16 protein-coding genes are annotated in these 25,181 nt (G+C 47.1%); 8 read left to right on the top strand and 8 right to left on the bottom strand.

All coding sequences use genetic code 11. The features are described 5' to 3' along the window. The first annotated feature begins 105 nt into the window (after positions 1–105). Both porV and ispF read left to right on the top strand, forming a co-directional pair. Positions 106–1,284 (top strand): type IX secretion system outer membrane channel protein PorV, encoded by a 1,179-nt coding sequence (porV, locus tag HDC91_RS12710; protein ID WP_183552718.1) that lies wholly within the window; start codon positions 106–108, stop codon positions 1,282–1,284. Then, the gene (gene ispF / locus HDC91_RS12715) at positions 1,285–1,767 is read left to right on the top strand and encodes a 2-C-methyl-D-erythritol 2,4-cyclodiphosphate synthase (protein WP_183552720.1); all 483 of its coding nucleotides are present in this window, start codon (positions 1,285–1,287) and stop codon (positions 1,765–1,767) included. A 136-nt stretch (positions 1,768–1,903) separates the two neighbouring features. Here the strand turns inward: ispF and HDC91_RS12720 are convergent, their stop codons facing one another. The 7 genes from HDC91_RS12720 to HDC91_RS12750 form a co-directional block, all read right to left on the bottom strand. Continuing rightward, entirely contained in the window at positions 1,904–5,350 is a 3,447-nt protein-coding gene (locus tag HDC91_RS12720) for a glycosyltransferase (protein ID WP_183552722.1), read from the bottom strand. 47 nt (positions 5,351–5,397) lie between these two features. Beyond that, entirely contained in the window at positions 5,398–5,559 is a 162-nt protein-coding gene (locus HDC91_RS12725) for a FeoB-associated Cys-rich membrane protein (protein WP_183552724.1), read from the bottom strand. A gap of 54 nt (positions 5,560–5,613) precedes the next feature. Continuing rightward, positions 5,614–6,807: a hypothetical protein gene (locus HDC91_RS12730; protein ID WP_183552726.1), complete on the bottom strand. Its 1,194-nt coding sequence runs from the start codon at positions 6,805–6,807 to the stop codon at positions 5,614–5,616. A 268-nt stretch (positions 6,808–7,075) separates the two neighbouring features. After that, on the bottom strand, positions 7,076–7,909 hold the full coding sequence (locus HDC91_RS12735) for a type 1 glutamine amidotransferase (RefSeq protein ID WP_183552728.1): 834 nt from the start codon (positions 7,907–7,909) through the stop codon (positions 7,076–7,078). A 98-nt stretch (positions 7,910–8,007) separates the two neighbouring features. Beyond that, positions 8,008–9,105 carry a carboxylate-amine ligase gene (locus HDC91_RS12740; protein WP_162430681.1) on the bottom strand — a complete coding sequence of 366 codons (1,098 nt, stop codon included), beginning with the start codon at positions 9,103–9,105 and terminating at the stop codon, positions 8,008–8,010. A 155-nt stretch (positions 9,106–9,260) separates the two neighbouring features. After that, positions 9,261–10,337, bottom strand: a complete 1,077-nt coding sequence (locus HDC91_RS12745) for a RimK family alpha-L-glutamate ligase (protein ID WP_183552729.1) — start codon at positions 10,335–10,337, stop codon at positions 9,261–9,263. A 71-nt stretch (positions 10,338–10,408) separates the two neighbouring features. After that, entirely contained in the window at positions 10,409–11,119 is a 711-nt protein-coding gene (locus HDC91_RS12750) for an esterase family protein (protein ID WP_183552731.1), read from the bottom strand. 219 nt (positions 11,120–11,338) lie between these two features. Between HDC91_RS12750 and HDC91_RS12755 the strand changes: the two genes are divergently transcribed. Then, positions 11,339–12,151 (top strand): esterase family protein, encoded by an 813-nt coding sequence (locus HDC91_RS12755; RefSeq protein WP_183552733.1) that lies wholly within the window; start codon positions 11,339–11,341, stop codon positions 12,149–12,151. A gap of 10 nt (positions 12,152–12,161) precedes the next feature. On the opposite strand, the gene HDC91_RS12760 is transcribed toward HDC91_RS12755, so the two are convergent. Then, a complete protein-coding gene (locus tag HDC91_RS12760; RefSeq protein WP_183552735.1) occupies positions 12,162–16,085 on the bottom strand; it encodes a methylmalonyl-CoA mutase family protein in 3,924 nt (1,307 codons plus the stop codon). A gap of 759 nt (positions 16,086–16,844) precedes the next feature. On the opposite strand from HDC91_RS12760, the gene HDC91_RS12765 reads away from it, so the two are divergent. The 5 genes from HDC91_RS12765 (at position 16,845) to HDC91_RS12785 (ending at position 25,107) form a co-directional block, all read left to right on the top strand. After that, entirely contained in the window at positions 16,845–20,012 is a 3,168-nt protein-coding gene (locus tag HDC91_RS12765; protein WP_183552737.1) for a SusC/RagA family TonB-linked outer membrane protein, read from the top strand. A 14-nt stretch (positions 20,013–20,026) separates the two neighbouring features. Then, positions 20,027–21,532, top strand: a complete 1,506-nt coding sequence (locus HDC91_RS12770) for a SusD/RagB family nutrient-binding outer membrane lipoprotein (protein ID WP_183552739.1) — start codon at positions 20,027–20,029, stop codon at positions 21,530–21,532. A gap of 548 nt (positions 21,533–22,080) precedes the next feature. Then, the gene (locus HDC91_RS12775; RefSeq protein ID WP_183552741.1) at positions 22,081–23,136 is read left to right on the top strand and encodes an AAA family ATPase; all 1,056 of its coding nucleotides are present in this window, start codon (positions 22,081–22,083) and stop codon (positions 23,134–23,136) included. 86 nt (positions 23,137–23,222) lie between these two features. Continuing rightward, the gene (locus HDC91_RS12780; protein WP_183552743.1) at positions 23,223–24,149 is read left to right on the top strand and encodes a DUF6371 domain-containing protein; all 927 of its coding nucleotides are present in this window, start codon (positions 23,223–23,225) and stop codon (positions 24,147–24,149) included. A gap of 172 nt (positions 24,150–24,321) precedes the next feature. Then, a complete protein-coding gene (locus HDC91_RS12785) occupies positions 24,322–25,107 on the top strand; it encodes a hypothetical protein (RefSeq protein WP_183552744.1) in 786 nt (261 codons plus the stop codon). Positions 25,108–25,181 lie beyond the last annotated feature (74 nt).

The following is a 25,181-nucleotide window of genomic DNA, read 5'->3' on the forward strand; positions in this document are numbered from 1 at the left end:
ACCACATTGCATATAAAGTATTGCGGTAATATTGCATATAAAGTATTGCGGTAATAACGTTAGCATATTTTTATTATTTTTAAATAATAAGACTAAATTGCACCAATGAAGTTCTTGAACACCAGAAACCTTGCTTTAGCTATACTACTCGCCTTGCCCGCGCTGGCTAGGGCACAAAACGGCAACCCGGGCTCGGATGGTAGTTCGTCAAACGCCATACCCACAGCTGTACCGTTCCTGAATATATCGCCCGATTCACGCTCAGGAGCTATGGGCGAAGCGGGGGTTGCGTTATCGCCAGATGTTAATGCCAATTACTGGAACCCGGCAAAGCTTGCCTTTCTTGAAAACAATAACGATATCGCTTTATCATATAGCCCATGGTTAAGGCACCTGGTGCCCGATGTTAACCTGGCTTATTTAAGTTATGCCCATAAAATTGACGACAGGAATACCTTTGGCGCTTCGCTGCGCTATTTTAACCTGGGCTCGATACAGTTGATAGATGACAATCAAACTGATCAGGGGGTTTATAAACCTAACGAATTTTCGATAGATGCTTCGTTCGCCCGTAAATTTGGCGAAAACCTGTCGTTAGGGCTAACATTTCGTTATATCTATTCTAATTTCAGCAATGGGGCATTTGTATCGGGCTCGTCACAGCAAAGCAAGGCCGGCAACGCGGTATCGGCAGGCGTATCGTTATTTTATAATAAACCTTACGGCGATAACTCCATATTTGCTTTTGGAGCCAATATTTCAAACATCGGCAATAAAATAAGCTATGCCACAACCGGTCAAAGTTACTTTTTGCCGGCCAATTTAAAGTTGGGCGTAGCCAATACCTGGAATGTGGACGACATGAGCAGGTTTACAATCGCTTTTGATATCAATAAGCTGTTGGTGCCAACGCCACCAATACGCGACAACGATGGCAATATCATCAAGGGCAAAAATGATGATGTATCGGTACCGGCCGGAATTTTTGGTTCGTTTGCTGATGCCCCCGGAGGATTTAGCGAAGAGTTAAAGGAAATTACGCTATCGCCGGGGGTAGAGTATACCTATAACAACCTTTTCGCGCTAAGGGCGGGTTACTTTTACGAAAACCCCAGTAAAGGCGGCAGGCATTACGCTACGGCGGGCTTCGGGCTGAAATATGATGTATTCGCCTTCGATTTTTCTTACCTGATAGCCAGCCAGCAAAACAGTCCGCTGGCAAACACACTACGTTTTACTTTGTCGGCCGGGTTTGGCGGCACCAATAATGCTTCTAAAAAATAAATGGCTAAAATTAAAGTAGGTTTTGGTTTTGATGTACATCAGCTAAAACAACAACACCCTTTTATACTGGGCGGCGTAAACCTTGAACACACCGCCGGCGCTTACGGGCACTCTGATGCCGACGTGCTGCTGCACGCCATATGCGACGCCCTGTTGGGCGCTGCTAACCTGCGCGATATTGGCTTCCATTTCTCTAATAAAGACGATAGATGGAAAGGCATTAGCAGCCTGATATTATTACAACATGTAGTGGCTTTGCTGGCCGAAAAAAACTGGCAGATAGGCAATATTGACGCCATGGTTTGCCTGGAGGCGCCCAAAATAAACCCTCATATACCTGCCATGCAGGCCAATATTGCCAAAGCTGCGGGTATCGATATCGAAGATATATCGATAAAAGCCACCACTAACGAACAGCTTGGTTTTATAGGCCGCGAAGAAGGCGTGGTTGCCTATGCCGTATGTTTAATAGAGCGCGTGTAGTTTATTAAAATTCTCCGGTTTTGTTGAGTAATTGAAAAGAAAGCAAACCACTGCTATCGTTGTTAGCGGTGCCCTTACAAACCGCCGCGCGCAAACTCACGTTTTAAATTGAACTGATGCCCGGCGGACCGCCGTATTACCTGTTGCTGATATATGTGTACAAAAAGTAAACAGCTGCCGCGATTATAAAAACAAGTATGGCTATTACTACCGGTTTTGTTTTCTTTTCCTCTGCGTTCACCTTTACATTCCCGGTACGTTTAAGTACGCCCCAGGTGCTCAATTCGCCTTTTAAAGCCTTGCGGATAGATTTGAACAGAATATAATACATCAATTGGCGCCATATAAAGCGCTGTGGTATAATATAAACCAGTTTGCGGTAATCTTCCTTTTCCATCCTGAAGGCCAGTATGCCCACCAGGAAATCGATCAATACAAAAACCGCATAATAGGTAAGCATCTTTTCCGGGTGGCTGCCAAAAAGCCCCAGTATCATGATCAGATCGGCCAAGGGCGAAAATAACGGCAATATGATCTGGAAGATAAGGATGTTGGGCATCCCCACCATACCAAAATACCTGAATTTTTTATTGAACAGCGCGTCGCGGTTTTTCCAGAAACTTTGCATTACCCCAAAACTCCAACGAAAGCGCTGCTTTAGCAGCGCATTTATCGTTTCTGGCGCCTCGGTATAGGCAACTGCTTCGGCGCAATTTTTTACCACATAACCCTGCTTTAAAATACGCATGGTAAGATCGCAATCCTCGGCCAGCGTATCATAAGTAAAGCCTCCGGCCCTGAACAATGCAGACTTGCGGAACGCCCCGATGGCCCCCGGCACCACCGTAATGCTATTGATGATATCAAACGCCCGGCGGTCCATATTTTGGGCGGTGATATATTCTATCGACTGCCATTTGGTGATGATATTATTTTCGTTTCCAACTTTTACAGTACCCGCAACAGCGCCAATTTCTTCATCGGTAAAATAAGCCATTAAGTGGTAAATGGCGTCGGTTTTCAACTGCGTGTCGGCATCAATACAAACCACAAAATCATGTTCGGCATGGGTGATGCCAAAGTTAAGCGCCGATGCTTTGCCCCCGTTTGGCTTAGTTAACACTGTTACCAGCGGATGGTTGGCATATGCCTCTGAAACCACCTCAAAGGTCCTGTCCTTTGATCCGTCGTCAACAAAAATGATATTAAAGTTGGGGTACTCCGTCTTTAAAAGGCTTTGTATGGTTTTAATAGCGGTAATCTCTTCGTTATATGCAGGTACAATAATGCTTACAGGCGGCTGAGGATGCGGGGCAGCATCAATTTTTTTGTTAAGCGAAAACTGCCGCGCCGCTAAAACGCCGATCAGTATTATACGGCCCATAGCCAAAAATATCGCCGACAGGAACAGGTAAAAAAGAAATTTATTCCCTAAAAAGAACCCTACTACAACAATGTCGTAATATTTACCCCAAAAACTTTTGCTTTCCTTTTCAGCCGGTGGCATCAGGTCGTCTTTGGTTTTTCCCAAAACATCAGCAATGGTAGTAAACTCGTAACCGTTCTTCTTAAAAAAATGAATGATGGCCGGTAATGCCTTTACCGTTTCTTCCCGGGTATCGCCGCCGGCATCATGCAGCAGTATCATACTGCCGTTATCCTTTTGTTTAATGGTGCGGGCAATAATGCTATCGGCAGTTACACCGGGCTGCCAGTCCCACGGATCTATAGACTCGCCTATCGTAATATAGCTTTGCCTGCGGCTTTCGGCCACGGGTATAACCTCGGCAAGGGTTTGCGGTTCGGCATCCGCGTTAAACGGCGGGCGAAACAATATGGTGCTTCGGCCGGTGATGGATTCGATAAGCTTACGGGTGGAGTTCAACTCCAGGTTAACCCTGTCTAAACTTATGGTGGAGATATCCGGATGAAAAAACGTGTGGTTACCAATTTCGTAACCTTCGTCGTAAATACGTTTAAGGATTGGGATATTCTTTTCTACCATAGAGCCTACCACAAAAAACGATGCGGGGACTTTTTCACGTTTTAGTATGTCGAGTATCCGGGGTGTAAATTCCGGATCGGGGCCATCGTCAAAAGTTAAAACAACCTTGCCGGGCTTATAACCATATCGGCGTATAACATATTTTGTAGGCAGCTTTATGTATTTTTGATTGGTGATGGTGTACGTGGATGTATCCATCTTAACATCGATGTGGCCTGTAGTAGGCGTAGTGATCAGGTCGAGCACCTCGCCACCTTCACCGGCGTAATCAATCTTGTTATTTAAACCAACAGTAGTAAAGTGCTTAATATCCACACCGGTTTTCTTCAACGAATCAATCGAAAGGTTTTTCTGGAAGAATGTCCACAGGCGCGGGTCTTCCGCACCCATACGCCATAAAGCTACTCCGCCTGTAGCCCAGTCGTCGGCCATGCGGATGATATTAAAATTGGTAGCGGCGTCGGCAAAGTAAACCGTATGGTTAAGGCTATCGGTACCCAGGTAGTTGTAATGCAGGTTAGCCGATTCCGGGTCGTAAGCTATGTTCTTGTTATTTTCTTTTGCGGTGCTTACGGCCTGCGGGTAGCCAATGGGCGTACCAATGCTTCCCTCGCGCCAGTCGTAGCCGCCGCCGGCAATAGTCAGTATAACCTTCTCGCTGGGTATTTGTGAGCAAACCTCATCCAGTATTTCCTCAACCCAATGCTGGTGCGATATATCGCCCGGGTTGCTCATGTCTGAATGCTGATCGATAGCCATTACAAATAAAAAGTCGTTAATGTGCTGCAGGCGCTTCAGGTCAAACTCTTCGTCGTGCGGGATAACGTTGGTTGTTACAAGCAGTTTTTGGGCGTGAAATATGGTGTAGAGATCGTTCTGGAAGGCAATCATCTCTTTACCATTCCGGTCGGGCAGGTCTTCTATATCAATATTGATCCCGTTAAATTTATAACGCTGAAGCGCAGCTGCCATGCTGTTGATAAATGCCACACGCAGCTTTTTACTTTTAAATACGCGAAGCACATCTTTAACATCATAACCACCCCTTACGTTATCATAGTTAACATAATTGGATAGTGTTACCAGTACCTGCTTCTTATACTTTTTGTTTAGGTTAATAAGGCCTGTATCAATACTAACTTTTAACGTATCGGCCCCTGGCGAGAAAGCGAAGCCCTCAGTTACCACCATATCCAACCTGGCCATATGATCAACAAGCGAATTATAGGCCTGCGCTTCCCAGGCCTTGTAAAAGCCCGCGTTTATACGGTTTTCGTTATTAGGGTGTTTTAGCTGATGCAGGCGCCGGGCCTTATCCAGCACCTCTATTTCGGCCTTTTCTATCTTAAAATCGGCATATCGCTTTGATTTTTTCAAGGCTTCGAGCTCGGCTTTAGAAAGCTTTTTGGGCGCAGGGTTAAGGTCGGGGATTATAGGGTATTCTGTTGAGGTAACAGTAACCACCGCCGCTACAACACCCACTACAAATACCACTAATAAAATACGGCTGATCCATTTAAAACGGTTCCACCTGCCGGGATTATCAGCCTGAAATATCTGCTTGTTATTAGAAGACATGAACGGGATTTAAACGATAAATAGTGACAAGGAAAAATAAATACAAATTATTTAGCCTGTTTAATAGCCTCGATATCAGAAAAATCGACACCGCATTTGCAATTGCTACCACAGTCTTTTTTGACGAATACGCTCTTATACAGCAACCGGCCAACGTAAAATACTGCAGCAACAAACAATACGATGATAATAATTAACTGTATGTTCATGTCGCAAAATTAATACTTTATTATATACGTACGGATGTAAAAAATAGTATAAGCTTACTTATGCATAAAAGCTACCGTGCCGCCCACCCAGTCAAAATCCTTATTATACCTAACGCCTATCATTTTGCCCTTGCTAAGCCTTGCCAGATTAATGGCAAGGGTAGGCTTAGCATCGCCATCGGGCCACAGGTACATCAGCCTAATTTCGATCTTAACACCTCCGTCCGGCGATTTCAAAACCGGCTCGTAGGTTACCTTTTCCTGTAGTATCCAGTTTTCGGGGTCTTTTATCTTCTCAATGTCGCCCTCCATAATATCAATAATAACTCCCTGTCCCGCAAAACTAAACAGTGGTTTAAGCACATAATTTTGCAGGTCGGGCGGTGTTTCTTTAAGCTCGTGCAAAAACTGCGTTTTCGGTATATAATCCCCTTGCAGCAAAGGCATGGTAAACTTACTGATACGGTAAAACCAGCTGGGGTGCGCCACCCATTCCACATCAAGCGGCTGGCGTATATCTACTACTTTATCGAATATTTCCGGGTCGCTTTCTATCTCGTCAAATATCAGGCGGTTGTAAATACGGCGGATGCGTTTCTTTTCGCCGTGGTGCACGTAAAAAAGCTGGTTGCCTTGCTGTATAAGATCGGCAAGAGAAACTACCGGCGTGCCTATGTATCCTTCAGTGAGGTAAAAATCAACTGCGGTTTTTTGGTTCGGCGCATCTACGTCCATTATCACCACTTCGTCCGGCTGGTAGGGGCCAAGTATGGTTTTGCGCAACAGATCAAGGTAACTGCTTTTATTAAGGCCATTAAAAAATATGGTTTGATTGCCGTGGATATTAAACGCGTGGCGGTAGTTTTCGGCCAGGTGCACCTGGAACCCGTATAATGAGGGGAAACCCTGCAATTCTATCAGCTTAGGCACAATATTGCCCGCTGCATCCTTACACACCCCAAAATCAAGTGTAATGAAATGCGGGTGGGCATTTTCGTTGGTTATGCGCCAGGCTCCGGGGATAGCGCGTTCAGTTAGATCTTTAAAACCGGGTTTTAATATGGTGGCTACTATATCATCGCCGGCCTTTATCAGTTTATCCCTGAAATCATCGGTTAAAAAAACCGGCGTTTCTGCAATGCGAAACTCTATGGGGCTTTTAACCCCGGCGTTAAGATCTACCAGAAAATCAGCGTACTTTTCTTCGGTAAAGTTTTGGTTGAAGGTTGTCCTGATAGATGGGTTCATAGTTTACTTTTTAACCTTTGTCATCCTGAGCGATAGCGAAGGATCTATTAGGGAACTTTGCAATCGCTGATCAGATGCTTTGGTATTGTTCAACATGTCAAATCTTTCATCGGTGGCCACTCCATAATCTCGCTATTTAAAAAAGTCCAATTCGGATTCTCCTGTAATTGGTAAGGATATATGTGTAATAATTGTGCTGTTTCATATATCGATTCATTACTGAGCGGCGATCAGATGCTTCACTATTGTTCAGCATGACAACCGTTTTTTAGTATGATAACGTCTTCAAAATTGCTTCATCCAAAAAATTAGGAATGATGGTATTTTGCGTATGCGCTATTTTGTCCGGATCGTCCAGGCGTTCCAGCATTTCGCGGTATTTAGCTTCGCCGTGCTCGCTTATTACCTCTTCTTTTTTATCCTCGCGCATCAGCATTATCTTCATCCCGTGGGGGTCGGCCTCGGGATGAAACTGTGTGGCAAAAAAGTACTCGTTAAAACGTATAGCCATTAACGCACGAGGCAGGTCAACATACGGGCGTTCTTTTTCGAGCGCCAATATTTCCATACCCAGTTCGTCAAAGCGCTCCATGTTTGGGTTGATCACCTGCCAGCTGCGCGAATCTACCGTGTAAAACGGGTCGGCAAGGCCTTCAAAAACCTGTTCGGCAGCCCCTGCTTCGGTCAAATGTACCGGCAATATCCCAAATGACGGCGAACGCCTCGTGTTGATCTCGCCCAAACCGTACCTGCGGCACATCAGCTGAAACGAATGACAAACAAACAGCACATGCTTTTTTTGCGGATCATCGCTTTTATTATGCCTTTCCAGCTTATCTATCAGTCGAAAGTATTTCTTTTCCCATTCGGTACCCTCGCTATCCAGCGGACTGCCCGGCCCGCCGCTTGATATGTATACGTCAAAGCCGGTATCGGGCACCTGCGCTTTACGACGCACATCAAAAATCTCATAAGTAAGGTCAAGCCCGTGCTTCGCCTTATAACGGTCCAGTATATCCCGGAAACCACGCATCCCTTCGTTAGCCACCCCATTGTACAGGTCTAATATGGCTACTCTTACTTCCGGTTTATCTGTGTTCATTGTTCTATTCTAATCTTTTTGCACCTAAATTCTTCCAAAGAAGATGATTTAAAACTTCTATTTAAAAGCCTCTCCTTTGGCGAGGGAATGGTGAGGCGTTATATTCCCTTTAACGTTTGCGATGTAATGTAGTCCACCACATCTGCAAAGTTATTGTTTTGGTTGTAAATAGCCAGCTGCCTGTCGGCGCCGGTACCATTTTCTAATATCTTGTGTACATATTGCAGATCGTCGCGGCAACCCAGATCGTCAACTACATCATCAATAAAATCCAACAGTTCCAGTATCAGGGCGCGTGTGTTCACTTCAAGCTCCTTGCCAAAATCTATCATCTTACCGTCGATGCCGTAGCGTGCTGCGCGCCATTTATTCTCGTTGATCAAAGCCCGGTTGTAGGTAATAAACTTCATGTTTTGCTGCCTCAACTTATACAGCTTTGCGCATATGCACTGAAAAAGAGCAACAAAGGTCATGGTCTCATCTATCAGCATGGGGCAATCGCACACACGAAACTCAATGGTTTCGAAGAAGGGATGTACCCGAAGGTCCCACCATATTTTTTTTGCGTTATCAATGCAATTGGTTTTTACCAGTAGCTTTATATAATTGTCGTAATCTTCAATGCTGGCAAAATAATCAGGAATACCCGTCCTCGGGAACTTATCAAACACCTTTGTACGGAATGATTTATAACCGGTGTTCCTGCCTTCCCAAAAAGGCGAGTTGGTTGACAGTGCGTACACATGCGGCAAAAAATAGCGCGCCTGGTTGGCAATATGTATAGCCATATCGCGGCTCTGGATGCCTACGTGCACGTGCAGCCCAAAGATCAGGTTTGAGCGTGCCGCCTCCTGCAATTCGTCAACTATTTCAAAATACCTGGGGTGGTCGGTTATCAGCTGGTGCTGCCAGTGCGAAAACGGGTGTGTACCCGCCGCGCCAATACGCAACCCGATATCGCCGGCCAGCTGGGCTACTGTTGTGCGCAGCTTGCCTACCTCCCTGCGGGCTTCTTCGGTATTACGGCATATATGGGTACCCACTTCCACAACAGCCTGGTGCATTTCGGCCTTTACCTGGTCTTCATGTATCTTTTGCGCGCTGTCGACAATTTTCTGGTCGTGCGATTGCAGCTCCCGGGTCACCGGGTCAATCACCATAAATTCTTCTTCAACACCTAAGGTAAACTCGTTCATAATCGGTAGCGGTTATTGTACTTTTTTTCATCGTAGTTTATTTACCCCGACTACGCTTCGCTGGTCGACCCTCTCTGCTGCGCAAAGAGGGTTAGCTGCAATCATTTCCAAACCCCCTCTTTGCGAAGCAGGGAGGAGAAACGGGGTGAGTCAACTTATTTCTTTGCTGCCTTCTTAGGTGCAGCCGCTTTCTTTTTTGGTTTTGCCTCATCTGTTATCGCGTGGTCAACTTTACCAGCGCTTACATCTGCTTTGGCGGGTTTTGCAGCCGCCGCACCCATCAGCGGTTTACCCGCCGCGCCGGTTTTAACATACTCGCCCCAGGTGAGGTTGTCCCGGTTGTCCTTTTGTGCTTTGGCCCGTTCTATAGCGTAACTTGCAGCGGTTTCTACTACCCACTCAAAGTTATCCTCACCAACGCTGGTTACTTCGGCATCGGGTGCGGGGTTGCAAAAATCAATGGCGTAAGGTATGCCATCGCGCACAGCAAACTCAACTGTATTAAAATCATAGCCCAGGTATTTGTTCAACTGCAAAACGTATTTGGTAATGGTATCCAGCATTTTTTTTGATGCCGGGGCCTTGCCGTGCTCATAACGCAGGTGGTGCGGGTTACGCGGCTCGTACTGCATAATGCGCACGTGTTTGCCGCCAATGCAATAACAGCGAAAGTAATCGTCGAAGATAATTTCTTCCTGCAGCAGCATCACCAGTTGACCGGTTTGCGCAAACTTATCCCACAGATCGTCCTTGTCGCTTATTTTGTAAACATCGCGCCAGCCGCCGCCGTCAAACGGTTTCATGTACGCCGGGAAACCAACGTAATCGAAAATAGCGTCCCAGTCAAGCGGGAAAGCCAAGTTGCGAAAGGAGCGATCGGTGGTGCTTGCGGGATGGTCTTTTGAGGGAAGCAGCACCGTTTTTGGTACCGGCACACCCAGTTTTACGGCCAAGGCATTGTTAAAAAACTTCTCGTCGGCGCTCCACCAAAACGGGTTATTGATAACCGCCGTACCGGTGATGGCCGCGTTTTTTAATGATGCCCGGTAAAATGGTACATCCTGCGAGATACGGTCTACAATTACCGAGTAGCCTAATGGTTCGCCCTGCATCATTTTATCGATGCGTACAAATTCGGCGCTGATATTTTTTTCAGCTTTCTCGTTTATCCTGTCAACAAACGCCTGCGGAAATGAATTTTCCTGCCCGAATAAGATGCCTATTTTTTTCATGGTATGATGTTTTAATTCTAATTGCTTAATCTTACATAAGACCCGATCTCAAATCTCTTGTCTCAAATTTCCTATCTATTTATTGTGCTTAAATAATGCGGGAACATCTCCTTCCATATCGGCCAGTCGTGCTCGGCAAACGGGCGGATATCCAGCCAGTGGTTAATGTTTTTTGCGTTCAAAATGTTCGACATCCGGATGTTATAATCCTTGCACATATCGTGTTCTGAAGTCCCCAGTATGATATTCATTTGCCAAAGCCCGGGCTTGTTGCTGCCGGGTAAAAAATCTACCGGGTTGTTGTAAAACACATTATCATCGTAGTAGCCGTCGGTAAACATTTTTACATCAAAAGCACCGCTCATGGTAAAAAGGTGCCCCACCATTTCGGGGTGCTTAAACGCGAAGTTTGCCGCATGGTACCCACCAAAACTACAGCCGGCCGCAACCACTTTATTTACACCTGTTTCGTGCATGGCCCAGGGGGCAAGTTCATCAACCAGCATCTTATCGTACCAGGCGTAATTGCGGGCACGATCAGCGGGGTGTATACCTTTGTCGTACCAGCTGCGCTCGTCAATTGTATCGGGGCAGTAAATTTTCACCAGGCCTTCATCAACAAACCACCGTACGCTGTCTATCAGCCCAAAATCTTTGTTCTGGTGGTAGCGCCCCTTGGTTGTGGGGAAAAGTATCACGGGGTAACCTCTGTCGCCAAATACAAGCATTTCCATATCCAGGTTCAGATTTGGGGAATGCCAGCGGTGATATTGCTCAGTCAAGTTATTGTGTTTAAGACGGTAATATAACAGGATTGTACGTAAATGTCAACAGCGTGCCAAATAATTATGTTTTGAGGATTTTTTAAAACTATAACGGTATTTTTGCCCTTTTACTGACTTAATGCCCCGCTCTGTCGTATTTAAACAGAGGTTTCGGAAAGGAACTTTAGATCCACTCGTTTAGAAGAGGATTTAGATGAGGTTAATAATTTTACCACTATGTACTATAGTACAGATTTTGAAATGAAGATAGCACAGGAGCAATTTACCATAACATCAAAAATACTTGACCGGGATGTTACCTGTACTTTGCTGATACCCGAAGACGGCGCTGTGGCCGAACCACTTAACTTGCTCTTACTAAATGATGGCCAGGAACTGGAAAATCTTAAACTGGTTGATACCCTTGAAAATTTATACGAGCGCAATTGCTTAAAGCCCCTGCTTACCGTAGCTATACATGCTGGCGAAGGCCGCCTGCAGGAATACGGCGTTGCCGGCAAGCCCGATTTTAAAAAACGCGGCGCCAAGGCAGGCCTCTATACTCAATTTGTAAAAACCGAATTACTGCCTTTTATCCAGGAGCACACGGGTATAGATCATTTTGAAACGACCGCTTTTGCAGGATGCTCGCTTGGCGGATTAACCGCCATGGATGTTGCCTGGAATAACCCGGACCTGTTTGATATTGTCGGCGCTTTTTCGGCCTCGTTTTGGTGGCGGAGCAAGGACCTGGCTAAAGGTTACACCAATGACGACCGGATCATGCATAACGTCATCAAAAATACCGCCGGCAAGCCCGAATTGAAATTTTGGCTGCAAACCGGCACTAAGGATGAAACTGCCGACCGCAATAAAAATGGCATTATCGATTCGATTGACGATACCATCGATATTATTAAGGAGTTACTTGCCAAAGGTTATCAGCGCCCTGCCGACATCCAATACCTGGAGGTTTTAGGCGGCACCCACGATACCGAAACGTGGGGCAAAGCTATGCCCAAGTTTTTGACATGGGCATTTGGTAAGTAAGTTATTCAAACTACATATTCCTTCGGTACTGCCCCCCTACCGCGTAAAGTGCGTTACTTATTTGCCCTAAGCTGCAATACTTACACGCCTGCATTAAAGCTTCGAAGATGTTATCGCTGGCTATGGCGCGCTGCTGCAGTTCTTTTAACAGGGCCGGCGCATGCTCCGCGTTACGCTGCTGAAAAAGATGCAGGGCTTCTATTTGGAACTGCTTCTCTTCCTCGGTGGCGCGTATCACTTCTGAGGGTACAATAGTAGGCGACCCTTTTTTGTTCAAAAAGGTATTTACCCCGATGATAGGGTATTCGCCTGTATGCTTCAAAGTTTCGTAGTAAAGTGATTCCTCCTGGATCTTGCTGCGCTGGTACATGGTTTCCATAGCGCCTAATACGCCGCCGCGGTCATTTATGGCTTTAAACTCAGTTAATACGGCTTGCTCTACCAGGTCAGTTAGTTCTTCGATGATGAAGGCTCCCTGTATGGGATTTTCGTTCTTAGCCAAGCCCAGTTCGCGGTTAATAATAAGCTGTATAGCCATCGCACGGCGTACTGATTCTTCGGTTGGGGTGGTAATCGCTTCGTCGTATGCGTTTGTGTGTAACGAATTACAGTTATCGTAAATAGCGTACAAAGCCTGCAGCGTGGTACGAATGTCGTTAAAGTCGATCTCCTGCGCATGCAGCGACCGCCCGCTGGTTTGGATATGATACTTCAGCTTCTGCGACCTGTCGTTACCCTTGTATTTGTTTTTGATGGCCTTGGCCCAGATGCGCCTTGCTACGCGGCCGATCACCGAATATTCAGGGTCGATACCGTTGCTGAAAAAGAAGGACAAGTTAGGAGCGAAATCATCAATGTGCATACCCCTGCTTAGGTAATACTCTACATAAGTAAAACCGTTGCTTAAGGTAAAAGCCAGTTGGGTGATAGGGTTGGCACCAGCCTCGGCAATGTGGTAACCCGATATCGATACCGAATAAAAATTCCGAACCTTTTCCCTGATGAAGTATTGCTGGATATCGCCCATCATCCGCAGGGCAAACTCTGTACTGAAGATACAGGTGTTTTGCGCCTGGTCTTCCTTCAAAATATCGGCCTGAACCGTACCACGCACGGTGGCAATGGCATAAGCTCTTATCTTCTCGTATACATCCGCAGGTAAAACCTGGTCGCCGGTAAGGCCTAAAAGCATTAACCCAAGGCCGTTGTTGCCTGCAGGTAAAGAAGCCCCCTCTAAATCTCCTCCGATAGAAGCCTCACCTAAATCCTCTCCAAAGGAGAGGACTTTCCTGTCTGGCTGTTTATGAAGGACTTGTTTAATATGGTCAATTACGTTTTGCGTGTCCTGTAATACGTCCTCATTACTAAAGCGTATAATATCAAACCCCTCGTCCTTTAATACGCGGGTTCGTATATCGTCCTCTTCTTTTATGAAATCGTGATATCCACCATCAATCTCAATTACCAAGCCTTTTGGTAAGCAAACAAAATCTGCAATGTAACCATCAATCGCATGTTGTCTTCTTATCTTATAGCCAATTTGGTTGTTTCTTAATAATTGCCATAGCAAGCCTTCGGCTTCTGTCGGGTTTTGTCGGTTATCTTTAGAATTTTCTTTCAGTATATCCCAAATTTTTAAGTCAGCCGTTTCAAACCCCAACCTCTTAACCCCCTCTCCTTTGGAGAGGGTTGGGGTGAGGCCTCCTTTGGATAGGGCCGGTTGAGGCTTCAACGCGCCCTGATACTTCGGCCTTTCCAATCCCTTATCATCATAAACCCTTTTATAGGCCGCCTCTACCAGGTGCTCCAGCTTATGCTCGGTGATATATTTTTCGCATTGCTGATCTATGGCGGCATTCATAAAAAACCCTAAAAGCATGGGCGCGGGGCCGTTAATGGTCATGGATACGGAGGTTGAGGCATGACAAAGGTCGAACCCTGAGTAGAGCTTTTTAGCGTCATCCAGCGTGGCTATGCTTACACCCGAGTTACCTATTTTACCGTAAATGTCGGGCCGCTCGTGCGGGTCTTCGCCGTACAAGGTAACCGAATCGAACGCGGTTGATAACCTGTGCGCGGGCTGACCAAGCGATACATAATGGAAACGTTTGTTCGTCCGTTCGGGGCCACCCTCGCCTGCAAACATACGGGTTGGATCTTCGCCCTCGCGTTTCAGCGGGAACACCCCTGCCGCGTACGGGAACTCGCCCGGTACGTTCTCGGTAAGCAGCCAGCGCAGTATATCGCCCCAGGCCTCGTACTTTGGTAAGGCTATCTTGGGCACCTTTAACTGCGACAGCGAGGTGTAGTACAACGGCTGTTTTATCTCCTTATCGCGTACCTTATAAATGAAGTTCTCGGCTTTGTATTTGGCTACGGTTTCGGGCCATTCTTTTAGCAGGCGCTTGCAATCGGCGTGCAGATGGTCTTCCAGGTGATTGTAAATGTCTTGTAAAGCCTCACCTAAATCCTCTCCAAAGGATAGGACTTTATCTTGCAGGGCTTTACTTCCCCCTCCTTTGGAGAGGGCCAGGGTGAGGCTTCCCTTCACCTGGAACATCTGCTGCGCAATCCTGCACTGCTCGTTCACCCAATCGGTATAAGCGGCGCTGCTCTCGGCTATCTCGGCCAAATAACGGATACGGTCGGGCGGGATGATATAGATCTTCTCCGATTCGCCCTCTTGATTCTTGCCTCTTGATTCTTGATTCCCTAACAGGTCAACCCCCGTCTTGTCCTTAACGGTTTTCATTAGGGCGGCAAACAGGGTGTTCATGCCGGGATCGTTAAACTGCGAGGCCATGGTGCCGTAAACGGGCAGGTCATCGTCCTTGGCATCAAAAAGCATATGGTTGCGCTTGTACTGCTTGCGCACATCGCGTATAGCATCTAAAGCGCCGCGTTTATCAAATTTATTAAGGGCCACCAGGTCGGCAAAATCAAGCATGTCAATTTTTTCCAGTTGAGTAGCCGCGCCAAACTCAGGCGTCATTACGTAAAGCGACAAATCGCAGTAGTCGGTTATCATCGTATCCGACTGCCCGATGCCGCTTGTTTCCACTATCACCAGGTCGTACCCCGCAGCTTTGCAAATATCAATAGCTTCCTGCACGTGCTTGCTTAGGGCAAGGTTGGCCTGCCTGGTTGCCAGCGACCGCATATACACCCGCGGACTATTTATAGCGTTCATGCGGATCCGGTCGCCAAGCAGCGCACCGCCCGTTTTACGCTTGCTGGGATCTACCGAAATTATGGCCAGGGTTTTATCGGTCTCCATCAAAAAGCGTCTAACGATCTCGTCCACCAAACTCGATTTCCCCGATCCGCCCGTGCCGGTGATGCCAAGGACAGGAGTCTTTAGTCTTGAGTCTTTAGTCTTAAGTTCAATCGGGCTTCCCAACTCCGCGGCGGTTATCAGCCGGGCTATTGCTCCTTTGTCCATCATGGGCTTAACTCCCTCTCCTTCAGAGAGGGTTGGGGTGAAGCTTCCCGGCGTCAAAAAATCGCACTCCTGCATCATGTGGTTTATCATGCCTTGCAGGCCCATGGTACGGCCATCGTCGGGCGAGTATATTTTGGTGATGCCGTAGGCCTGCAGCTCCTCAATTTCGTGCGGAAGGAACACCCCGCCCCCACCGCCGAATATTTTGATATGGCCTGCGCCGCGCTCGGCCAGCAGGTCGTGCATGTATTTAAAGTACTCTACGTGGCCGCCCTGGTAACTGGTAAGGGCAATACCCTGTACATCTTCCTGTATGGCGCAGTTCACCACCTCATCAACACTGCGGTTGTGGCCCAGGTGAATAACCTCGGCACCGGTGCTTTGCAAAATGCGGCGCATAATGTTAATGGTAGCATCGTGCCCGTCGAACAACGAGGCGGCGGTTACAAAGCGTATTTTGTGTTGCGACTTATAAGGAGCAATGCTTTCCATGCAGGCGTATAATGGTTAAGCGGCAAAATTAATGATTTTAGATAACTATGCATGCATAATAAGTTGATGATGGTGATAGTTCAATGGCTCATAGCTGAAAAGCAGATGCGGTTTCCTCGGCAAGAAGGTCAAGGTTATGTTAATGTGCAATCCTGATAGCTTGCGGGATCAGGTGTCCATTTAACGTGCTATTCCTTATTCAGACGCGTAAATTGATGTCAATTTACCCGGGTATTGTAAAAATCAGGTTACTAATCAGTGTGCTTACCAAAGTATGCTTATAAAGCATAGAGACAAAAAGTGCATTTCCGGATTATATTATCCCATATAGTGCGGTATTATTCATAAATGGCACTCACTTTCTGCATTTATATTAAATATTAACCTAAGAATTAATAGATCGAATAATATTCGTTTTTAATTAACCTTAAATCATCTCATTTAATCAAAAATTAATATGTTTGCATCGTCAACTATCGCTGGCACCGGTGCGGCATCTCATACGCACCAATAATCATTGCCTCCCTAATTATCTGTATTTAAACTTAGCGGTTAATGTCGCTGGTATACCAACCATGCTAAACCGGCTTTATTGCCGATAAAATATTACATACGCTGTTTGTTCTTTATAAGATCAGTTAATTAGGAAAGCGTCCCCCTCGGCGTAGGGGTCGCTTTTGGTTTAATATTAAAGTGAATTGAATGTTTTTTTATGAAAAGGAGTAGTGGAATATGAATAGAGTATTATTACTAATTATCTTGATTTTTAATGCTGCCATGGTATCGGCCCAAACCAAAACGATAACCGGTACAGTTACCGCGCAGCAAGATAAAGGCACCCTGCCTGGCGTTAGTGTGCGGGTAAAGGGTGGCCAGGGAGGTACAGTTACCGACGGGAACGGAAGGTATTCTATCAATGTGCCTGATAACAACGCCACCCTGGTATTTTCGTTTATTGGCTTTACAACCAAAGAAGTGCCGGTTGCCGGCCAAACCGTTATTGATGTAGCGCTTAGCGAAAGCAGTCAGCAGCTGGGCGAGGTTGTGGTAACCGCATTAGGTATATCGCGCCAGGAGAAATCACTGGGTTATGCCGCGCAGCAAATAAAGGGCGAGAACCTGACCATGACGCGGCAGCAGGATCTGAATACCTCGTTGGCCGGTAAGGTATCGGGTGTGCAGATATTAGGCGGCTCGGGCGCGCGCTTTGGCGCATCAACCATTCGTATCCGTGGCATCAACTCGTTACAGGGTGGTAACCCAATTTACGTGGTGAATGGTGTTATAACCGACCCTAATGCCGTCAATAACGATGATGTGGAATCGTTAACGGTGCTTAAAGGCCCGGCGGCAACCGCGCTATACGGGCAGCGTGCCTCGGAGGGTGCAGTTGTTATCACGCTTAAAAAAGGTTCGGCAAAAGGTTTAGGAATATCTGTAAACCAAACCACAACCTTAGAGCGCGTTTCAACATTACCGCAATATCAAAACGAGTATGGCGGCGGCACCAGCCAAACCTGGAACATTTATAATTACAAACCAGGCGACCCGGAATACCTGAAAAACTTTAGCGGCGTTAAATATTACAACTACTCGGTAGACGAAAGCTGGGGCCCGCGCATGGATGGCACTATGTACGCCCCCTGGTATTTCTGGGACCCCTCGGACCCTGAGTTTGGTAAGCTTAAGCCATTTGTGGCGCAGCCGAATAACGTACGCGATTTTTACCGAACAGGTGTTACCACCAACAACAACGTAGCTTTTTCAAAAGCCGGCGATAATTACAACACCCGTATATCGTACACCAACCTGAACCGTACCGGTGTTAGCCCAAATACCAACCAAACGCGTAATAACGTAAGCGTAAACGGCGAAATTAAGCTAACGCCTAAATTAACCGTTAGCGCCAATGTCAATATTTTTCAGGAAAATTTGAAGAATGTTCCGGCGGAGGGTTACGGAACGCAAACATCGGGCTCGTTTAACCAGTGGTTTCACCGCGACCTGGAGATGAATAAACTAAAAAACTATCGCAGGCCCGATGGTACCTACACTACCTGGAACATCACCAGCCCAACCAACCTTTCGCCAAAATACTGGGATAACCCTTACACCGAGGCGTATGTAAACACGTCCGAGGCAAACAACAATCGTTTATATGGTAACTTAACGGCATCCTATAATTTCAGGAAGGACCTTAAACTATCTGTAATTGCCAGGGGCGATTATTTAAACCGCGATGCAAACAGCCGGGTTGGTTCGTACACCATTAACCCCGATGCCTACGCCGAAAGCAGCTACCAGTATAAAGAGTATGATTATGTGGCCTCGTTAGAGTACGACCATTACTTTGGCACCGATCTTTCGTTCCGTGCGGGCGCTTATGCCGAATCGAGGGAAGATGTTGCCAAATATTTAACAGCCGGCACAAACGGCGGTTTGGCCATCCCGGGGCTTTACACGGTAAACAACTCGTTAGACAGGCCGAGCAACAGTTCGTTCCATAGCACCAAGGTGGTGAACAGCATGTACGGTTACACCTCGTTTGGGTACAAGCAGTTTTTGTATCTCGACCTAAATATACGCAACGATAAGTCGTCTGCCCTGCCATCAAATAACAACTCGTACTGGTACGGCGGTGCATCCACTTCGTTCGTGTTTACCGAATCGGGCCTTGTGCCAAAAAACAATTTCCTTACGTTTGGTAAATTAAGGGCATCGGTAGCTAAGGTGGGCTCAGATATCGACCCATACCAAACCGGGCAAACTTTTAACTTAAGTACTGTGCCTTATGGCAGCAGCCCTATACAGTTTTTACCAAACAGTTTGCCAAACCCCAACCTTAAGCCTACCCTGTCAACCGCGTACGAATTGGGTACCGAATTGCACTTCTTAAAAGGCGACCGCATCCGGTTTGATTTTAACTACTATCACCGCAACACCAAAGACCAGATACTTAACCTGCCGGTTAACGGAACCACCGGCTACTCAAGCATCATTATAAACGCGGGCTCCATTGTTAACCATGGTATCGAACTATCGTTAGGTGGTACCCCCGTTAAAAACAGTACCCTTACTTACGATGCCAACTTTAACATAGCCTTTAACCGCAATAAGGTGGTATCGCTTTATCCGGGCTTTAACACCCTGCGCTCATCGCCCGAGGGTGGCGGCGGTGCAACCCTTTCGGGTTACCAGGGTGCAGGCGCCACAGGTTTCGGCTTTGTGGGGTCGCCGTCCTTCTCGGTTAACAGTGTAGTTGGCGAGCCGTACGGGCAATTAATAGGCTCCGGGTTCCGCAGGGATGCATCAAATAATATTATTGTAGATGCAGACGGTTTTCCCGAACGGGACGATAATGTAACCCTGGGAAACATCCTGCCCGATTTTACCGGTGGTTTTACCAACAGCATAACCTACAAAGGCTTTAATCTTGGCTTTTCTATCGATTACCAGTACGGCGGCAAGTTTGTATCGGTAACACAGCAAAACCTTGCCGGTTCGGGCCTTGCGCTATCAACCGTGGGCAATAACGAAAACGGCGTGCCCCGCCGCGACGACCCATCGGCCGGTGGCGGTACGCTGGTTAAAGGTGTGCATGAAGATGGCACCCCAAACACCACCTATGTTGATACCCGCGACCTTAACGAAGGTTACTACAGCACCATTTGGGAGCAGTACACCTACGATGCTACTTACATTAAATTAAGAGAGGTGAGCCTGGGGTATAATATCCCTAAAAGCTGGTTTGGGCGCATTCCGCTGCAATCGGCACGCTTCTCAATTGTGGCGCAAAACCCTTGGCTCATCTATACAAAAGCCAGGGTTAAGGGTATTGACCCATCGCAGCTGCAAACATCGTTTTACGAGGGCGGGCAATTACCTGCAACACGCACCATTGGCTTTAACCTTAATTTAAACTTTTAACTATTTGAAGTTTTATGAAAAAGTTCTTAAATAAATTTCTGGTTGTTTTTTTAGCGGTAACGGCATTTACGTCGTGCAAAAAAATAACCGACGATATAAACGTGAACCCCAACCAGCCGTCGGTATTATCAACCGGGTACGCCTTTAACGGCGCCCTGCAATACCTTGGCGGCACCGGCGGCGGCGGCGCTACCACCAATATAAACAGCTTTGCAGGCGAGCTATACTCGCAATACCTGTCAGAAACGTTTTACACCAACGAATCGAGGTTCGCGCTGGCGCAGTACGATTACCAGGGCTATTATACCGGCCCCATTGCCGATCTTAACCAGGTGATACGGTTTAACACCGACCCTGCTTATAAAGATCAGGTAACCACTACCAACTTTGGCTCAAACGCAAACCAAATTGCGGCGGCCCGTATACTAAGGGCGTTTATCTTCCTAACCATAACCGACCGCTGGGGCGATATCCCCTACAGCCAGGCTTTACAAGGGCTTAACACGCTTAACCCAAAGTTTGATGCGCAAAAGGACATCTACACCGACCTGTTTAAGGAACTAACCGAAGCACAGGCGCAGTTTGATGGCGGCGGCTTTTTTAACGACCTGCTGTTTGATGGCGATGTTACTAAATGGAAACGCTGGGCAAACTCGTTGCGCGCCGTTATGGCCCTGCGCTTAAGCGAGGTTGACCCAAACACCGGCAGCGCCGAGTTTAAAAAAGCGGTTGCCGACGGCTTGATGACCTCTAACGACGATAATGCCGCCTACAAATACGCCGCCGAGCAAAATAACGAAAACCCATACTTTGGCAACTACCGCAACCGCTATGATTACGCGGTGAGCGACCAACTGGTTGACAGGCTAAAGGCCCTTAACGACCCCCGCCTGCCGGTATACGCCGAGCTTGCCGATAACGGCGAATATGTTGGCCTGCCCTATGCTACCGCCGGCGACGACCTTGACCAGTACAGCATTGGCAACCGCGACGTAGCCGCTAACACCATCGACCCGGGGAACGTTTCGCAGATTGGCCGCGCCTACTCGTCGCAGTCATCGCCTGCGGTATGGACAAGCTACGCCCAAATACTGTTTGCCCAGGCCGAAGCCGCCCACCGCGGCTGGATACCCGGTGGCAACGCCGCAGCGGCAACGTTTTACACGCAGGGCATCACCGCTTCGCTGCAGCAAAATGGTGTATCGGCAGGTAATATAACCACTTACCTGGCGCAGCCGGGTGTAACCTTTAACGCCGGCAACGCCCTCGAGCAAATCATCACCCAAAAATGGATAGCCAACTACCTGGGCAACGGCTGGGAATCATGGGCCGAGTACCGCCGCACCGGTTACCCCAACCTGGTAGACCCTGTGCCTACCGCGCTGAACGCCGATAAGCATATCCCCCGCAGGCAGCAGTACCCGCAATCAGAAAACGACCTTAATAAGCAAAACTACAACGAAGTTATTGCAAGGCAAGGCCCCGACGCCCTGTCTACCCACGTATGGTGGGATAAATAACCACATACATAACCCGCTAAAAAGGGCAACCCGCAAACATGCAGGTTGCCCTTTTTTATTGCCCGCGCAGCTCCCCCCCTTGAGCGGGGTTGGGGTGTGTGGGCGGATGTGGTAAAGGTACTGCTGTAGCGTTCGGTTACCGTAGCCCCGTTATCCGCTCATACGCCTGCAGGCCTTAAACACAAGGGCCGGTATACGCTGCTACCGGGTTTAGGGGTGTCCGTCCGCTTACCTGAGCGGACATGCCGAACACACAACGGACAAAATTTAAATAAATTCTTTATTAATACAGAATTATCTGTATATTTGTAATGAACATACATCCCCCGACGGTATTTACCTTCAAATTTGTTCTTGTCCGCTTTCTGTTCTTTTAATTCCGCATCTGTTTGCGGACGGACACCCACTCTTTTAGCATACGGCCCTATCGGGCAAATTAAAGCCTGTTATTAAATAGGTTATTGGGGATCTATTATTAAAAAAACAGGTTTTTTAAACCTATGGCTATCGCCATTTACCGCGTAACTTTTTATTTATCCATACCAAACATGACAAAGACCAACAGCATGCACATACATGCCGATGATTTGCAGCGCGATACCATGCTGCAATTTAACCAACCCCAGCAAACTACCGATAGCGTTTTAATGGTACGCGGTGCCAACTACTGGCTGCAGCAGGCCAGCAAGGCAGCTGTACCTAAAATGCTTTTTGGCAAATTTTGGCACGAAGGCGAAGTATGCATCCTTTTTGCCGATAGCAACCTGGGCAAAAGCATACTGGCCGTACAAATTGCCGATGCCATAAGCAAGGGCCATGGCAAATACCCGTTTGATGTAGAAGCACCTGCACAACCGGTTATATACTGCGATTTTGAGCTTACCGATAAGCAATTTGAAGCACGCTACTCGGTTGATTATGCCAACCACTACGATTTTAATACCAACTTTTTGCGTGGCAGGATAAACAGCGATATTGAACTGCCAAACGGTTTTGACCATTTTGACGATTACCTTAACCACGACCTGGAACGAACCGTTGTTGAAACAGGTGCACGCATACTGATAATTGATAACATTACCTACCTGCGTAACGAAACCGAGCAGGCCAAAGGGGCATTGCCTTTAATGAAGCACCTTAAAAGCCTGAAGAACAAGTACGACCTGAGCATACTGGTACTGGCACATACCCCAAAGCGCGACCTTACCCAACCCATTACCCGTAACGACCTTGGCGGAAGTAAAATGCTGATGAACTTTTGCGATAGCGCCTTTACCATTGGCGAAAGCAGCGAAGATACCGGCCTGCGTTACCTTAAGCAGATAAAGCAGCGCAATACCGAGCAATTGTATGGCGATAGCAACGTGTGCCTTTGCCTTATTGATAAGCCGCATAACTTTTTGCAATACCAGTTTATAGCGTTTAGCCAGGAGTGGAAACAGCTTGCCCGTAAGCGTAGCGATAAAGCGCAAAATCCCCACCTTGCCAAAGTGCTGGAGTTAAAGGCCCTTAACTGGTCGCTTAGGGAAATTGGCGACGAACTGGGCATATCCTTCCAAAAGGTCGACCGTATGATAAGGGCCGCAGCTAATAAAGCCGACTGATGTTTTGTCTGTCCGTCCGTCCGTTTCCGTAAGCGGAACCTTGCGGACGGACGGACACCCCCTTAACCTCCACTAACACTGAACCAATGAACTACCAATACCATTTACAGCCTTACAGCGGCAAGCCATCGCGCTACCGCTGCCCTGCCTGCAACCAGCCACGCAAAACCTTTACACGCTACATAGATGCCGATACAGGGCAGGCCATAGCCCCCCACGTTGGCCTTTGCGACAGGGTTGACAGCTGCGGCTACCACTTTACCCCCAAACAGTTTTTTGAGCAGGCAGGGCGCATACAGCTATCGGTACAGCGCAGGCCACCTGCCCGGCGCAAACCGCAGCCGCAGCTTTTTATAAACCCCTATTACGTAAACGAAAGCTTTGCCAACTACCACGCCAACCACTTTGTGCAATACCTTATAACCCGCTTTGGCCATAACCTTGCCGATAGGCTGGTGGGCATGTACCGCATAGGCACCAGCGGCTACTGGCCGGGCGCAACCATATTTTGGCAGCTTGATGCAGGCGGCAACGTGCGCAGCGGCAAAATAATGCTGTACAACCCTACAACGGGCAAACGGGTAAAGCAGCCCTTTAGCCATATTACCTGGGCGCATACCGTACTGGCGCGGCAGCATAGCGCAACCGAAGCCTTTACCCTTAAGCAGTGCCTGTTTGGCGAACACCTGCTGCCCACATCGGTTTATAAGCCGGTGGCCATTGTAGAAAGCGAAAAGACAGCCATAATAGCCGCCGCCATGATGCCCGCCTTTTTTTGGCTGGCCTGCGGCAGCCTCAACGGGCTAAATGCCGATAAATGCAAGGCGCTGCAAGGCAGGCAGGTAATGCTGTTCCCGGATGTTAACGGTTACCAGCTGTGGCAGCAAAAAGCCACCGAGCTGCGCCGCGCCATGCCCGGCACCCGTATTGAAGTATCGAACCTGTTAGAGCGCCGCGCCACCGATGCCGACCGCAAGAATGGCGCGGATATAGCCGATGTAGTATTCAGGTAAAGGGTGTCCGCAAGTGTTTGAGGCGTTCGGGTAGGTTGACGGACGGACGGAATTGTTAGCCACAAGTGAGGATGGTTGCGGTAGCGGGGTGAATAGCATGGCGGCACGATTGTGCCAGCGAAAAGATTATTTGTTAAATTTTTTTATCTATTTTTACATATAACCTTATCATATGCCAGACGCTGATTTAATTTGGAGAATCTTTACACCTATTGCTACTTTATTTGGTGGTATTGCTATTGAAAGATTCAAAAACAGAACCATAGTTCTCGAAAAAACCGTAAATTTTCAAAGGATAGCATTTGCAGCTAACGATAACGATTTTGGGAGTATTGAAATAACTTATAACGGTGGGCCTTCTCAAAATTTATATTCTGGTTACATTGAGATAGAAAACAACAGTTCAAAAAGTATTAAAGATTTTATTTTAGATATTTCCGTAGATGAAGGTTTTTTTATTTATAAAGATAAAGGTTTACTTATACAGCGAGAATTGACGAAGACACTATTTAATACAACCGAATATATTACAAGGAGAGAAAACGTATTTTCTAATATGGAAAACGAAAATAAACCTGATGACTATAATGATGATTTAGATTATATAGTCAGACATCGACAATATATAATCCCCGTATTAAATAGTAAAAGTCGAATTGGGGTCAATTTATTGATTGATGGCGCGCACAACTTAAATATGATAAATGTTGGAGTGTTTGAAGAAAATGTCGATTTGATTTTTAAAATCGATAATGAAACAATGCAGAAGAATAGAAAAGCTATTATAGCAATACTTGCGGGTGTGGTTTTTATATTGAGCGCATTTCCAACAATAACTTATGCTCCTACAATAAAAATAGCAGTTTGGATTGTAGTAATAAATTCGGTCACCTGCTACTTAGTGGCTTGGGCTATATACCTTCTTTTTGTTTTTTTTCGTAGCTTTTTTAAGCGTTAGTCACCCCATACTCCCTGCAGGCGCACGCGTGTCGCGTGTGTCTCACCGTCCGCCATGTCCGCCCCCCTTTGCGG

It is taken from the genome of Mucilaginibacter sp. AK015 (assembly GCF_014200785.1).
Taxonomy (GTDB): Bacteria; Bacteroidota; Bacteroidia; order Sphingobacteriales; family Sphingobacteriaceae; genus Mucilaginibacter.

Bases quoted from the DNA above. Each gene is read 5' to 3' on its own strand.
- HDC91_RS12745 (WP_183552729.1), bottom strand. From the start codon at position 10,337: ATGAAAAAAATAGGCATCTTATTCGGGCAGGAAAATTCATTTCCGCAG.
- HDC91_RS12740 (WP_162430681.1), bottom strand. From the start codon at position 9,105: ATGAACGAGTTTACCTTAGGTGTTGAAGAAGAATTTATGGTGATTGAC.
- HDC91_RS12775 (WP_183552741.1), top strand. From the start codon at position 22,081: ATGACAAAGACCAACAGCATGCACATACATGCCGATGATTTGCAGCGC.
- HDC91_RS12770 (WP_183552739.1), top strand. From the start codon at position 20,027: ATGAAAAAGTTCTTAAATAAATTTCTGGTTGTTTTTTTAGCGGTAACG.
- HDC91_RS12760 (WP_183552735.1), bottom strand. From the start codon at position 16,085: ATGGAAAGCATTGCTCCTTATAAGTCGCAACACAAAATACGCTTTGTA.
- ispF (WP_183552720.1), top strand. From the start codon at position 1,285: ATGGCTAAAATTAAAGTAGGTTTTGGTTTTGATGTACATCAGCTAAAA.
- porV (WP_183552718.1), top strand. From the start codon at position 106: ATGAAGTTCTTGAACACCAGAAACCTTGCTTTAGCTATACTACTCGCC.
- HDC91_RS12780 (WP_183552743.1), top strand. From the start codon at position 23,223: ATGAACTACCAATACCATTTACAGCCTTACAGCGGCAAGCCATCGCGC.
- HDC91_RS12785 (WP_183552744.1), top strand. From the start codon at position 24,322: ATGCCAGACGCTGATTTAATTTGGAGAATCTTTACACCTATTGCTACT.
- HDC91_RS12735 (WP_183552728.1), bottom strand. From the start codon at position 7,909: ATGAACACAGATAAACCGGAAGTAAGAGTAGCCATATTAGACCTGTAC.
- HDC91_RS12755 (WP_183552733.1), top strand. From the start codon at position 11,339: ATGTACTATAGTACAGATTTTGAAATGAAGATAGCACAGGAGCAATTT.
- HDC91_RS12730 (WP_183552726.1), bottom strand. From the start codon at position 6,807: ATGAACCCATCTATCAGGACAACCTTCAACCAAAACTTTACCGAAGAA.
- HDC91_RS12720 (WP_183552722.1), bottom strand. From the start codon at position 5,350: ATGTCTTCTAATAACAAGCAGATATTTCAGGCTGATAATCCCGGCAGG.
- HDC91_RS12725 (WP_183552724.1), bottom strand. From the start codon at position 5,559: ATGAACATACAGTTAATTATTATCATCGTATTGTTTGTTGCTGCAGTA.